13 protein-coding genes are annotated in these 14160 nt (G+C 60.6%); 11 read left to right on the forward strand and 2 right to left on the reverse strand.

Annotated features, from left to right (window positions below; translation table 11 throughout):
• Positions 1–8: 8 nt before the first annotated feature.
• Entirely contained in the window at positions 9–974 is a 966-nt protein-coding gene (locus tag SB725_RS09600; protein ID WP_059182912.1) for a LysR family transcriptional regulator, read from the reverse strand.
• Positions 975–1280: 306 nt separating this feature from the next.
• On the opposite strand from SB725_RS09600, the gene argH reads away from it, so the two are divergent.
• From argH to SB725_RS09655, 11 genes are all read left to right on the forward strand, one after another.
• Complete coding sequence (gene argH / locus SB725_RS09605) at positions 1281–2708, forward strand: argininosuccinate lyase (RefSeq protein ID WP_027923056.1); 1428 nt, start codon at positions 1281–1283, stop codon at positions 2706–2708.
• A gap of 88 nt (positions 2709–2796) precedes the next feature.
• Positions 2797–3675, forward strand: coding sequence for an amino acid ABC transporter permease (locus SB725_RS09610; RefSeq protein ID WP_027923055.1), 879 nt, complete (start codon positions 2797–2799; stop codon positions 3673–3675).
• A gap of 10 nt (positions 3676–3685) precedes the next feature.
• Positions 3686–4450, forward strand: a complete 765-nt coding sequence (locus SB725_RS09615) for an amino acid ABC transporter ATP-binding protein (protein WP_027923054.1) — start codon at positions 3686–3688, stop codon at positions 4448–4450.
• A gap of 39 nt (positions 4451–4489) precedes the next feature.
• Positions 4490–5314, forward strand: coding sequence for an ABC transporter substrate-binding protein (locus SB725_RS09620; RefSeq protein ID WP_027923053.1), 825 nt, complete (start codon positions 4490–4492; stop codon positions 5312–5314).
• 190 nt (positions 5315–5504) lie between these two features.
• Positions 5505–6353, forward strand: coding sequence for a polysaccharide deacetylase family protein (locus SB725_RS09625; RefSeq protein WP_410921685.1), 849 nt, complete (start codon positions 5505–5507; stop codon positions 6351–6353).
• Entirely contained in the window at positions 6346–7233 is an 888-nt protein-coding gene (locus SB725_RS09630) for a polysaccharide deacetylase family protein (protein WP_410921686.1), read from the forward strand. Before SB725_RS09625 ends, SB725_RS09630 begins: the two co-directional genes overlap by 8 nt.
• Positions 7230–8579 carry an MmgE/PrpD family protein gene (locus tag SB725_RS09635; RefSeq protein ID WP_410921687.1) on the forward strand — a complete coding sequence of 450 codons (1350 nt, stop codon included), beginning with the start codon at positions 7230–7232 and terminating at the stop codon, positions 8577–8579. The genes SB725_RS09630 and SB725_RS09635 overlap by 4 nt, the downstream gene beginning before the upstream one ends.
• A 150-nt stretch (positions 8580–8729) precedes the next feature.
• Complete coding sequence (locus SB725_RS09640) at positions 8730–9908, forward strand: MFS transporter (protein WP_027923049.1); 1179 nt, start codon at positions 8730–8732, stop codon at positions 9906–9908.
• 161 nt (positions 9909–10069) lie between these two features.
• Positions 10070–10777: an HPP family protein gene (locus tag SB725_RS09645; protein ID WP_410921688.1), complete on the forward strand. Its 708-nt coding sequence runs from the start codon at positions 10070–10072 to the stop codon at positions 10775–10777.
• Between the two features lie 230 nt (positions 10778–11007).
• On the forward strand, positions 11008–12114 hold the full coding sequence (locus SB725_RS09650; RefSeq protein WP_410921689.1) for an enoyl-CoA hydratase/isomerase family protein: 1107 nt from the start codon (positions 11008–11010) through the stop codon (positions 12112–12114).
• A gap of 3 nt (positions 12115–12117) precedes the next feature.
• Positions 12118–13269 carry an acyl-CoA dehydrogenase family protein gene (locus SB725_RS09655; RefSeq protein ID WP_027923046.1) on the forward strand — a complete coding sequence of 384 codons (1152 nt, stop codon included), beginning with the start codon at positions 12118–12120 and terminating at the stop codon, positions 13267–13269.
• 115 nt (positions 13270–13384) lie between these two features.
• Here SB725_RS09655 and SB725_RS09660 read toward each other — a convergent pair whose 3' ends face one another.
• Positions 13385–14158, reverse strand: a complete 774-nt coding sequence (locus tag SB725_RS09660) for an enoyl-CoA hydratase (protein ID WP_027923045.1) — start codon at positions 14156–14158, stop codon at positions 13385–13387.
• Positions 14159–14160: the final 2 nt, after the last annotated feature.

The following is a 14160-nucleotide window of genomic DNA, read 5'->3' on the forward strand; positions in this document are numbered from 1 at the left end:
TGCTTGTTTCACGCAGGGGCCTTCAAATCGACCCCCAACGCCTGCGCAAACGCCTTGACCAGCGGACTGCGCACGGTGTTGTGGCGCAGGATCAGATTGAACGGCGTGACGATGTTGATCAGGTCCGGGCGCACCGCGCGAAACTGTCCCTGAGCCACCATCGTCGCTGCATAATGCTGCGGCAGAAAACCGACAAAACGACCGGTCTTGATCAACAGCGCCACGGCTTCCACCTGGGTGGCGGACGCCGAGAAACTGTCATAGTGAGCAAAGTTCAGCTTGTCCCGATGAATCGCGTAGCGATGGTTGATGCACTCATGGTGCCTGAGCACATCACTGCCCATTTCGGCGTCCGGCGTCGAAAACAGCGGGTGACCGACAGCGCAATAAACTTCCGAGCGTTCTTCATACAGCGCGTAATAATCAAACTCCTCTCTTTTCTGGTACACCGGCACGATCCCCGCCACTAATCGCCCCTCTACTACGCCCCTTTCCACTTCATCCAGTTGAGACGACTGAAGTTGAAACCTTACTTTCGGCGACTCTTCATTAATTCGTCTAAGCGCTGCAACTAACGGTGAATTAGCATCGGAAATCGTATTGTCGATAACGCCCACCCCCAGATCGCCGATAAGTTCGTTTTGCGCTGAACTAAGGCGATCTCGAAAGTTATCGACCGAGGCAAACAAATCGATCGATGCCTGATACACCAATCGCCCTTCTTCGGTCAGGTGAAAGCCTTCTCGACCCCGGGTACACAAGCGCATGCCAATGCGGATTTCCAGGTCAGATATCTGTTTGCTGATCGCCGCCAGCCCCACATTCAGCTCATTTTGCGCCGCACTAAAGCCTCCGGCCTCGACCACGGCCTTGAATACCTTGAGCAATTTGAAGTCCAGCCCACTGAGGGCCAGCGGTGCCCGTTGCAGCGGTTTTGGCGGCGGGTTTCCGGAATTGGAAAGTGGGGTTTCCATAATGCTTATTTACCTCTGGCGCCGTATTCAACAACCTGTGTCCAACAACAAAAATAGTGCCGGTAAATAATAATGACCACAGAAAACCAGGCTTGGCAACTGCCAATAAATTCCGTCCTTCAGTGCCAACTCACTGATGTTCAACGACTAAAAGCTGACACTTCGATCAGCTCTCGTGACTTCGCAACTGCGCTTATCCCCTGCCCTTGAATTTGATTAGGCCGAACCTCGCCCGAATGATTTTCGACGCGTGTTCCAGGCCCGGCATACCGATTTCAGTTCGCTTTACCGACGAGGAAAACAACAATGTCTCAAACCACCGACCGTCTCTGGGGTGCCCGCTTCAAAAGCGGCCCATCCGAAGCCCTGGCGGCCCTGTCCCGTTGCCCCGAGCGCTACTTTCGCCTCACCCCGTACGACCTCGCCGGTTCCAAGGCACATGCCCGTGAACTGCAGCGTGCCGGGCTGCTGACCGAGCAAGAAACCCTGACCATGCTCGATGCGCTGGAGCGCATCGGTGACGACTTCCGCGCCGGCAGCATCGCCCCGACGCTGGACGACGAAGACGTCCACACCTTCATCGAACGCCTGCTGACCGAACGCCTCGGCGCCTTGGGCGGCAAGCTGCGTGCCGGGCGCTCGCGCAACGACCAGACCGCCAACGACCTGCGCCTGTTTCTGCGTGATCACGTCCGCACCCTGGCCGTCGAAGTGCTGGCCCTGCAACAGGCCCTGGTCGATCAGGCCGAGCAACACATCGAAAGCATCTGCCCGGGTTTCACCCACTTGCAGCAGGCGCAACCCATTGTCTTCGCGCACCACTTGCTGGCTCACTCGCAATCGATGCTGCGTGACGTGCAACGCCTGGTGGATTGGGACATACGCACCTCACTGTCGCCACTCGGCGCTGCGGCCATGGCCGGTTCCGCCATTGCTCGCCTGCCGCAACAGTCGGCCAAGGAAATGGGCTACAGCGGCGTCTGCGAAAACTCCATCGACGCCGTCGCCAGCCGCGATCACGTCGCCGAATTCCTGTTTATTGCGAGCATGCTCGGCATCAACATTTCCCGCCTCGCCGAAGAATTTTGCCTGTGGTCGTCGCGGCAATTTCGCTGGGTTGCGCTGGACGATGCCTACGCCACCGGCAGCTCGATCATGCCGCAGAAGAAAAACCCGGACATCGCCGAACTGGCCCGGGGCAAGGCGGGTCGCCTGATCGGTAACCTGACCGGTTTGCTCTCCACGCTGAAATCCCTGCCGCTGTCGTACAACCGCGACTTGAGCGAAGACAAGAACGGCGTGCTCGACAGCGTCGACACCTTGCTGCTGGTACTGCCGGCCATGGCCGGGATGGTCGCAACCATGAAGGTCAACGTCGAAGAACTGCGTCGTCAGGCGCCACTGGGCTTCACCCTCGCCACCGAAGTCGCTGACTGGCTGGCCATGCGCGGCGTGCCGTTCAAGGAAGCGCATGAGATTACCGGTGCGCTGGTCCAGGCCTGCGAGAAACATGACCTCGAATTGTGGGAAGCCTCGCCGGCATTGCTGGCCGAAATCGACCCGCGCCTGACGCCTGAAGTGCGTGACAGTTTGACCCTGGAAGCCGCCATCGCCGCCCGCAGTGGCTGGGGCGGCACCGCACCGCAACAGGTGCGCGAGCAGATCGGCCGCCTGAAAACCGCCCTCGCCGCGCAACAGCAGTGGACCGAGGACTATCAGGGTTTCCGCCTCTGAGGCAAGACACAAAAACCTGTGGGAGCGGGCTTGCCCGCTTCCACAGGGATCAAGTTGGACCTGTGATACCAGTGTACGGAGAAACAACATGAGCCAGACCCAGGCAGAACGACTCCAGTCGGAGCGCAAACTGGCGGAAAACCAGTTCGACATCACGCAATACCAGCATGTGCCACGGCGTTATTACGGGCGGATTTTCTTCGCCACCCTCATCGTCGTCGCCATTCTCGGTCTGGTGCGGGCCTTCGCCGAAGGCAAGATCGAATGGTCGTACATCGGCCAGTTCCTGACCTCCCAGGCGATCATGTGGGGCTTGCTCAACACCGTCGTCATGGCCGTGCTGGCAATGGCGCTGGGCATTATTTTCGGGGTGATCACCGCGATCATGCGCATGTCGGCCAACCCGATCCTGCGCTACGTGGCCGTGACCTACACCTGGCTGTTTCGCGGTACGCCACTGATCCTGCAACTGCTGTTGTGGTTCAACCTCGCATTGATTTTCCCCACCATCGGCATCCCCGGCCTGTTCGAAATGGACACTGTGAGCCTGATGACGCCGTTCGTGGCCGCCCTGCTTGGCTTGAGCATCAACCAGGGCGCCTACACCGCCGAAGTGGTGCGCGCCGGGTTGCTGTCGGTGGACACCGGCCAGTACGAGGCCGCCAAGTCGATCGGCATGCCGCGCCTGCAAGCGCTGCGCCGCATCATTCTGCCGCAGGCCATGCGGATCATCATTCCGCCGGTCGGTAACGAATTCATCGGCATGGTCAAAATGACCTCGCTGGCGAGCGTTATCCAGTACTCGGAACTGCTCTACAACGCCCAGAACATCTACTACGCCAACGCTCGCGTGATGGAGCTGCTGATCGTCGCCGGTATCTGGTACCTGGCCACGGTCACCGTGCTGTCCTTTGGTCAAAGCCGCCTGGAGCGTCGTTTCGCTCGCGGCGCCGGCAAGCGTTCTTGAGGAGCCCCACATGAGAAGCATCGTCAAGGCCGTGAGCCTGAACAAATATTACGACCAGTACCACGCGCTCAAGGACATCAACATCGAAGTCGAGCAAGGCGAAGTGCTGTGCATCATCGGCCCGTCCGGCTCCGGCAAAAGCACCTTGCTGCGCTGCGTCAACCAGCTGGAAAAGATCGACAAGGGCGGCCTGTGGGTCGACGGCGAACTGGTGGGTTACCGCGTCGTCGGCAACAAACTGCACGAGCTCAACGAGTCGCAGATCGCCCGTCAACGCCTGTCCACCGGCATGGTGTTCCAGCGTTTCAACCTGTTCCCGCACATGACGGTGCTGCAAAACATCATCGAGGGGCCGTGCCAGGTGCTCAAGCGTTCGCCCAAGGAGGCGCACGAAGAAGCCGTGGAACTGCTCGCTCGCGTCGGCCTGGCCGACAAGCGCAACAGCTACCCGATCGAGCTGTCGGGTGGCCAGCAACAACGCGTGGCCATTGCCCGCGCCCTGGCCATGCGGCCCAAGCTGATGCTGTTCGATGAACCCACTTCGGCACTCGACCCGGAACTGGTCGGTGAGGTGCTGTCGGTGATGCGCGATCTGGCGCAAACCGGCATGACCATGATCGTCGTCACCCATGAACTGGGCTTCGCTCGCGAGGTTTCCAACCGCATGGTGTTCATGGACGGCGGGCAGATCGTGGAGGCAGGAAGCCCCGAAGAAATTCTAATAAGTCCGCAAAACCCGCGCACCCAAAGCTTCATTTCTGCCGTTCGAACCTAAGCGCTGTTTGGCGCTCACAACACTCATAAGAGAACGACCATGAAGAATTTCGTTATTCCAGCAGTACTCGCCGGCCTGATGGCTTCCAGCTTCACCTTCGCCGCCGAATTGCCGGCCAGCATCAAGGCCAAGGGCGAGATCGTGGTAGCGATCATGCCGAACTACCCACCGATGGATTTCAAGGACCCGGCCACCAACACCCTCACCGGCCTGGACTATGACCTGGGCAATGCCCTGGCCGAGCGTCTGGGCGTGAAGATCAAATGGCAGGAAACCGGTTTCGAACAGATGATCAACGCGCTGACCACCGACCGCGTGGACATGGTCTTGTCCGGCATGACCGACACTGCCGAGCGTCAAGCCAGCGTGACTTTCGTTGACTACTTCACCAGCGGTCCGCAGTTCTACACCCTGCAGAAGAACAAGGACTTCAACGAGATCATCGACCTGTGCGGCAAGAAAGTCGGCACCAGCCGCCGCACCACCTTCCCGTCGGAAATCGCCGAGTGGAGCAAGGCCAACTGCGAAGCCGCCGGCAAGCCTGCAATCAACGTGATCGGCACCGAAGGTTCGGCCGATGCCCGGGCGCAACTGCGCCAGAGCCGTATCGACGCGGCGATGCAGGGCAGCGAGACCCTGCCCTACCTCAAGACCCAGGAAAAGGACATGTACAAAACCGTGGGCCTGCCGATCTCCTCGCAGTTCACCGGGTTGGGCGTGAGCAAGAAAAAGCCTGAGCTGAGTGAAGCGGTGAAGGTCGCGTTGCAGAGCATGATTGATGACGGCAGCTACCAGACCATCCTGAAGAAATGGGACCTGGAACTGGGCGCAATCAAGACTGTGACCATCAACGCCGGGAAATAAGCGGCAGGCTCGCTCCCACAATGGTCTGGGCCAAACACAATTTTTGGCCGACCAATAAACCTGTGGGAGCGGGCTTGCCCGCGATGGCGATCTGTCAGGTGACATAGATGTTGAATGTGCCGGCCTCATCGCGGGCAAGCCCGCTCCCACAGGTTTTGTGGGGTACCTATAAATGAATGGAGTGCCACTGATGTCCTCCTCGCTGCAACCCACCTGGCCCGCCCCGCACAAAGCCTGCCTCGCCCTCGCCTTCGATCTCGATGGCCCGACCGGCGATGCCATGCTCAATGGCTCGATCTGGCACAAGCCCGAGTACTTCGGTTTCGGCGGTTACGGCCCTTACCGGGCGCTGCCGCGGATTCTCGACCTGCTGGACGAATTCAGGATTCCAACGACCTTCTTCGTCCCCGCCTGGGTCGTGGAGAACTGGCCGACACAGTGCCAGGCGATTATCGAGCGCGGGCATGAGGTGGCGTACCACGGCTACAAACACGAATCCTTTTACGCCCTGACGCTGGACCAGCAAAAGGACGTGATGAAGACATCACGCGAGGTGTTCTGGAAACACCTGGCGATCCGCGCCGAAGGCTTTCGCACCCCGTCCGGCGATTGGCGCGCCGAGACCCCGGCGATGCTGGTTAAAGCCGGCGTGACCTATTCCAGCAGCATGCGCGGCGATGACCGGCCGTACCTGGTCAAGGTACCCGGCCACGACACGCCGTTGGTGGAAATTCCCGGCCGCTGGGAAATGGACGACTACGCCTCCCTCGCCTACACCCGTGCCCCGAACTTCCCCTCGGGCCTCGACCGCACCGCCAGCTACGCGCTGACCCTCGACAACTGGTGCCGCGAATACGACGGCGCGATGAACGAAGGCCTGTGCCTGACCACCTTGTTCCACCCCAAGATCACCGGCAAACCGGGACGCATCCTGTTGCTGGAAAAACTCTTTGACCACATGCGCCAGCGCGATGACGTGTGGTTCGCGACCTGCCGCGATGTCGCCCAGTGGTGGCTGAAGGAGCACCACCATGGCTGATTCCACTGTGTGGCCTCAAGGCAAGCGCTGCGCCGTGGTGTTGACCGTTGATTACAACGACATCCACGGCATTCTGACCCAGGCGCCTGAAGTCGCCGGGCGCGACAAGACGCTGTCTGTCTGGCGTTACGGCAGCCAACGCGGAGTCGAGCGCTTACTCGGTTTGTTCAAGGAACTGGGGGTATCCAGCAGTTGGTGCATCCCCGGCATCGTCGCCGAGGAAAACCCCGAACACCTCCGCGCAATACAGGCCGGCGGGCATGAAATCGCCTGTTCAGGCTATCGCCACCAGAACTACGACACCCTCGATCTCGCCCAACAGAGCGCTGAGATTGCCAAGGGTTGCGCAGCGTTGACCGCGCTGACCGGTCAGCGCCCCACAGGGTTTCGCATCCCGGCCGGCAACGGCGCACCGGGTTTCATCGAGGCCTTGAGGGATCAGGGCATTCGCTGGTCTTCATCATGGCGTGGCGATGACTTGCCGTTCAAGCATCCGACTGCACCGGAAGTCATCGAGTTGCCGCTGCACTATGAACTGGAAGACGAGCCGTATTTCGCCTTCAACCTGAGCCCTGCCGTGCCTCCGGCGCAGTCGCGGGTCGCGTCTTACAGCCACACCCTGGGCAACCTGCAAATGGACTTCGCCGGGTTCCACCGGTTTGGCCTGTGCTACGTGCTGCGCCTGCACCCGGAAATCATCGCCACGCCGGGGCGCATCGGTGTCCTGCGCGAATTGCTTGAGGGCATTCAGCAACACAAAGATGTGTGGATCGCCACCGCCGCTGAAGTCGCGCAGTGGTGGGCCGGTTCGGCGCAGCCTGTGGCCGAGGATCACCCGGCCTCGGTGTATGAGCGCCATTATCGGGATTACCTCGTATGACCGAACGCATGCAGCGACTGGCGCAGTTTGGCGTCGACACTCGCTACGAAGACTTGCCCCCGGCTTTGGTGACGCAAGCCAAGCGGCACATTCTCGATACCTTCGGCGCGACGTTGGCCGGTTCTGTGAGCGACGTGGCGAAACAGGCGCAACAGGTGTTCGCGGGTGAAACCGGAGAAACGTTGGTCTGGGGCACCGGATTGCGGGTCGGGGCCATTCAGGCGGCCATGCTCAACGGCGTCGCGGCCCATGCGCTGGAACTGGACGACACCGGTGGCTGCGACCATTCCGGCGCGGTGGTGCTTCCGGCGGTCATGGCGGCGGTATCGATGTCGCCCACCCCTGTCAGCGGTCGCGAGCTGATCACCGCCGTGGTCATCGGCTACGAAGTTGGCCGGCGCGTGCTGGAAGCCTGCGGCGGTTACTCGGCGCACAACGGCGCGGGCTGGCACTCCACCGCCACGTGCGGTGTATTCGGCGCGGCCGCGGCGAGCGCACGGATCCTGCGTCTGGACCTTCAGCAAACGTTATCGGCGCTGGGCATCGCCGGCAGTTTCAGTGGCGGGTTGTGGGCGTTTATCCATGACGGCTCGCACAGCAAAAAACTGCACAGTGGCCGCGCCGCGGAAGGTGGATTGCTCGCGGCACGGTTTGCGCAGCAGGGCATCAGTGGGCCAACGAAGTTGTTCGATGATGTCTGGGGCGGTTTTCTGAAAACCCTCGCCGGCGTGACATCGCAGCCCGAGGCACTGGACGCCGACGTGGGCGTCGTGTGGAAACTCGCCCGCTGTTCGATCAAGCCTCATGCCTCGTGCCGGGGCACGCATTCGGCCATCGACGCATTGGGGCTGTTGCTCGATCAATTGCAGGTCGATGTCGATCAGGTCGAAGACATTCATGTTTCGCTGTGCGGGTTTCTTCAAGGCATGTGCGGCGACCAGGAAGTCAGCACCTTGGCGGCGGCGCAGATGAGTTTGCCGTATGCCCTGGCGGCACGGTTGGTTCATGGTCATTGCCGGTTGCAGGCCTATGACGATGCGCAACGCCGTGATCCGCGTATCGCGCACTGGATGTCGCGCGTTCGCCTTGAAGTGGACCCGCAACTGTCAGAGGATGGCGAGCCGGTTGTCAGCCTGCGAACCGTGGACGGTCGGCGGGCAAGCCTGTGTGTCGACGTGCCGCTGGGAGCGCCGGGAAATCCGTTGAGTGATGCGGCGTTGGAACAGAAGTTTTTCAGTCTGGCCGGGCGGGTGATGTCGCAGGAACGGGCGGCGCAATGCCTTGGGCAGTTGTGGCGGCTGGAGGAGATGGAATCGGTTCGTTTGCTGGATCGGTGGCTGGTTTGATCAAGAGGTTGAATCGGCTGACGCCATCGCGAGCAAGCTCGCTCCCACAGGGCAATGCATTGCAAATGTGGGAGCGAGCTTGCTCGCGATGGCCGCGCCTCGGTCTGTCGGTAAACACTCAAAAAACCAAATAAGGACATTTGCCCCACCGTGGCCACTTACTCGCTCGTTATCCGCCGCTTGATGATTGTCTCGCTGACGATTGTCGTCAGCCGCGCCATCACCAGTCCGCTGCTCACGCTGTTCCTGAGCAACAAACTCGGCCTCAACCAACAGGACGTCGGTTTGCTGCTAGGCATCGCGGTGTTTATCGCTACCCTGCTCGCGCTCTACGGCGGCTACATCATCGACCGTCTGGAAAAGCGCCGACTGCTGATCCTCGCCATGCTCTCCAGCGCCATCGGCTTTGTGCTGCTGACCTTTGCCGAAAACCTCTACCTGACCACCGCCACGCTGGTGATCACTGAAACGGCATCGGCGCTGTTCCTGATCGGATCGAAAGCGATCCTCAGCGAAAACCTGCCCATGGGCCAGCGCGCCAAGGCCTTTTCCCTGCGCTACACCTTGACCAACATCGGTTACGCCACCGGGCCGATGCTCGGTGTGGTGATTGCCGGGGTGTACCCGATTGCGCCATTTCTGATTGCCGGTGGCATCGCGTTCTTCAGCATCTTCCTGATGATCGGCATCCCCAAGGACTCGGCCCCGGTGCCCGCCATCGGCCAACCCCAGAGCTTTCTCAAGACGCTGATCACCCTGAAAAACGACCGCACGCTGATCATGTTCACCTGCGGTTGCCTGCTCAGTACTGTGGTCCACGGCCGGTTCACCTTGTACCTGTCGCAATACCTGCTGGTGACTCACGATTCCAAACGCGCCCTGGAAACCATGGCCGCCCTGCTCGCTTGTAACGCCATCAGCGTGATCCTGCTGCAATACCAGATCGGCCGGTTTCTCAAGCGCGAACAACTGCGCTACTGGATTGCCGGCGGCACCAGCCTGTTCATCGTCGGTTTGATCGGCTTCAGCCTGGCCGACAGCCTGGTGTCATGGTGCGTGGCCATGTTCATCTTCACCCTGGGCGAAATGATCATTTACCCCGCCGAGTTCCTCTTCGTCGACACCCTGGCCCCGGAAGAATTGCGCGGCAGCTATTACGGCGCGCAGAACCTCGCCGCACTCGGCGGCGCATTGAGCCCGGTGATCTGCGGCTTCCTGCTGATGCACACCCCCGCACCGACGATGTTCTATGCCTTGAGCGCACTGACCGCAATGGGCGGATTCCTGTGCTTCATGAGTGGACGGCGCGTGGCAATACTGCAAAATTAATGCACTGAAACTGCATTAATATGAATTTGTCAGTACATGGATTCAACGGCACACTGTGCCCCGTTCCTCCCCCAATAGTTGGAACACCTTCAAGGGCTTTCTGGATATCCCAGCCAAGCCTTTTTTTTTGCTCGTTTTTTTGTTCACGGATCAACTTCATCATGTTCGCTCGCTGGTTGCCCGCCGCCATCAACACCCGCCCTTCCGAATGGAGCCGCGCCGCCATCGGCATGGCCCTTGGGACGCTGTTCAGCGTTTGGGTTTGCGGGCAAGTGTTTGGCATGGAAGTGGCGCAGCACCTGATCGGCCCGCTGGGTGCATCGGCCGTGTTGTTGTTCGCTGTGTCCTCCGGCGCCCTCGCCCAGCCGTGGTCGATTCTGGGCGGCTACTTGAGCGCCGGAGTGGTTTCGCTGCTGGTTGCCCATGTGCTCGGGCGAACCCTCGGCAGTGCCTGCCTGGCAGCGGGCATGGCGCTGATGTTGATGTGCTGGCTGCGTTGCCTGCATCCGCCGGCCGGGGCTTTGGCATTGCTGTTGGTGCTGGCCGATCCGGCCACCATTGCCATGGACTGGAAGGCCCTCGGCCCGGTGATGCTCGGTGCCTCGGCGATGCTGCTCAGCGCCCTGGCCTACAACAACCTGACGCGCATTCGCTACCCCAAACGCGCCAGCGAACCGGTGGCCGTGATCCCCGCCGATCACCCGCCTGTTGACAGCCAGGCCATCACTGCCCAAGACCTGAAACTGGCGTTGGCGGACATGGAGGCGTTCTTCGATGTCACGCCTGAAGACCTCGAACAGCTGATCCATGCCAGTGAACTGCACGCCAAGCGGCGCAGTATCAGCGAAGTACTCAGCAAACGCATTTAACCAATCCTTGTGGGAGCCGAGCTTGCTCGCGATAGCAGTGTGTCATTCAACATTTATGTTGGCTGACAGGACCCCATCGCGAGCAAGCTCGGCTCCCACAAGTTTGTTGCAAAAACGCAGACAGGACCTGCACATTTCCCGGTTGTACATCACAAATTTGCACTGGTACGATCCTGCATCGCTCGCGCGCGAGCTTCTCTATAAAGAACAATAAAAGCAGGGAGTTAGTGATGACTGCTCAGGTTTTATCGAAGGGGACTTCGTCCATGGACGCCACGCAAAACGAAGTGCTGGCCGAGGTTCGCAACCACATCGGTCACCTGACCCTCAACCGCCCCGCTGGCCTCAATGCCTTGACCCTGGACATGGTGCGCGACCTGCAGCGTCAGCTCGATGCCTGGGCTCAGGATCCACACGTACACGCGGTGGTCTTGCGCGGTGCCGGCGAGAAAGCCTTCTGTGCCGGCGGCGATATTCGCTCGCTGTACGACAGTTTCAAAAGCGGCGACACGCTGCACCAGGATTTCTTCGTCGAGGAATACGCCCTGGACCTCGCCATCCACCATTACCGCAAACCCGTGCTCGCCTTGATGGACGGCTTCGTCCTGGGCGGCGGCATGGGGCTGGTGCAAGGCGCCGACCTGCGAGTAGTCACCGAAAAAAGCCGTCTGGCGATGCCGGAAGTCGGCATCGGCTACTTCCCGGACGTCGGTGGCAGCTACTTCCTGCCACGCATCCCTGGCGAGATTGGGATGTACCTCGGTGTCAGCGGTGTGCAGATTCGCGCGGCGGATGCGCTCTACTGCGGGTTGGCCGACTGGTATCTGGAGAGCGAAAAACTGTCCGTGCTGGACGACAAACTCGACCAGCTCGAATGGCACGACACGCCGCTCAAAGACCTGCAGGGCTTGCTGGCTAAACTCGCGGTGCAGCAACTGCCCGACGCACCGCTGGAAGCGCTCCGCCCGGCCATCGACCACTTCTTCGCCTTGCCCGATGTGCCGAGTATTGTTGAGCAATTGCGTGAAGTGACGATTGCCGACAGCCATGAGTGGGCACTGACCACTGCCGACCTGCTGGACAGCCGTTCGCCGCTGGCCATGGGCGTGACCCTGGAAATGCTCCGTCGGGGTCGGCACTTGAGTCTGGAAGACTGCTTCGCCCTTGAGCTGCACCTGGACCGTCAATGGTTCGAGCGCGGCGACCTGATCGAAGGCGTGCGCGCCTTGCTGATCGACAAAGACAAGACGCCGCGCTGGAACCCGCCGACCTTGCAGGCGCTGGACGCCAAGCATGTCGCGAGTTTCTTCACAGGCCTTGATGAGAGTGGGAACTGAGCCATGCACGATATCGAATTGAGCGAAGAGCAAGTCATGATCCGCGACATGGCCCGGGACTTTGCCCGCGGCGAAATCGCGCCCCATGCGCAAGCCTGGGAAAAGGCTGGCTGGATCGACGACGGTCTGGTGGCGAAGATGGGTGAACTCGGGCTGCTGGGCATGGTGGTGCCTGAAGAATGGGGCGGCACCTATGTCGACTACGTGGCCTACGCCTTGGCGGTGGAAGAGATTTCCGCGGGTGATGGCGCTACCGGTGCGCTGATGAGCATTCACAACTCGGTCGGGTGCGGCCCCGTTTTGAACTATGGCACTGAAGAACAGAAACAGACCTGGCTGCCGGATCTGGCCAGCGGCCAGGCCATCGGCTGCTTCTGCCTGACCGAACCACAAGCCGGTTCCGAAGCGCACAACCTGCGCACCCGCGCCGAACTGCGCGACGGCCAGTGGGTGATCAACGGCGCCAAGCAATTTGTCAGCAACGGCAAGCGCGCGAAACTGGCGATTGTGTTTGCCGTGACCGATCCGGACCTGGGCAAACGCGGCATTTCGGCCTTCCTGGTGCCGACTGACACTGCCGGTTTTATCGTCGATCGCACGGAACACAAGATGGGCATCCGCGCCTCCGACACCTGCGCGGTGACGTTGAATAACTGCACCATTCCTGAAGCCAACCTGCTGGGTGAGCGCGGCAAAGGCCTGTCCATCGCCCTGTCCAACCTCGAAGGTGGCCGCATCGGCATCGCCGCGCAAGCCTTGGGCATTGCCCGAGCCGCGTTCGAAGCGGCGCTGGCCTATGCGCGGGATCGGGTGCAATTCGACAAGCCGATCATCGAACACCAGAGCATCGCCAACATGCTCGCTGACATGCACATGCAGCTGAACGCCGCGCGATTGCTCATCCTGCATGCGGCGCGCTTGCGCACCGCCGGCAAACCCTGCCTGTCGCAAGCTTCACAGGCCAAGCTGTTTGCCTCGGAAATGGCCGAAAAGGTGTGCTCGTCCGCGATTCAGATTCATGGTGGTTATGGGTATCTGGAAGACTATCCAGTGGAGAAGTACTACCGGGATGCGCGGATTACGCAGATTTACGAAGGGTCGAGCGAGATACAGCGGATGGTGATCGCCCGCGAGCTCAAAAACTATCTGGTCTGAAGCCTAAAAGCATCGCGGGCAAGCCCGGCTCCCACAGGTTATGTGTCAATGGAAAGGACACCGATAACCTGTGGGAGCCGGGCTTGCCCGCGATGGCGTCAGTCAAAACGCCGCATTACTTACCTTTGAACTCAGCCTCACGCTTGGCAATAAACGCAGCCATCCCTTCCTTCTGATCCTGCGTCGCAAACGCCGCATGGAACACCCGGCGCTCAAAGCGCACGCCTTCGGACAGGCTCACTTCGAACGCACGGTTGACGCTCTCCTTGACCATCATCGCAATCGGCAGCGACTTCTTGGCAATCAGCGCCGCAACTTTCAGCGCTTCGTCCAGCAGTTCATCCGCCGGCACGATCCGCGCGACGATGCCGCAACGCTCTGCTTCCACTGCGTCGATCAAACGCCCACTCAGGCACATTTCCATGGCCTTGGCTTTGCCCACGGCGCGGGTCAGGCGCTGGGTACCGCCCATGCCCGGCAGCACGCCGAGGTTGATTTCCGGCTGGCCGAACTTGGCATTGTCGCCCGCCAGGATGAAGTCGCACATCAGCGCCAGTTCACAGCCACCGCCCAAGGCAAAACCGTTGACCGCGGCGATGATCGGCTTGCGGCGGTTGGCCACGCGATCGCTGTCGCTGAACAGGTCGTCGATGTAGATTTGCGGGTAGGTCAGCTCGGCCATTTCCTTGATGTCGGCGCCGGCGGCAAAGGCTTTTTTCGAGCCGGTCAGCACGATGCAGCCGATGTTCGAATCGGCTTCCAGGCCATCAAGGGCGTGATTCAGCTCGCTGACGATCTGCGCGTTCAACGCGTTCAGCGCTTGCGGGCGGTTCAAGGTGATCAGGCCGACGCGGCCATGGGTTTCCAGCAAAATCGTTTCGTAACTCACAG

It is taken from the genome of Pseudomonas sp. SIMBA_041 (assembly GCF_046535095.1).
Lineage (GTDB): Bacteria > Pseudomonadota > Gammaproteobacteria > Pseudomonadales > Pseudomonadaceae > Aquipseudomonas > Aquipseudomonas mucoides.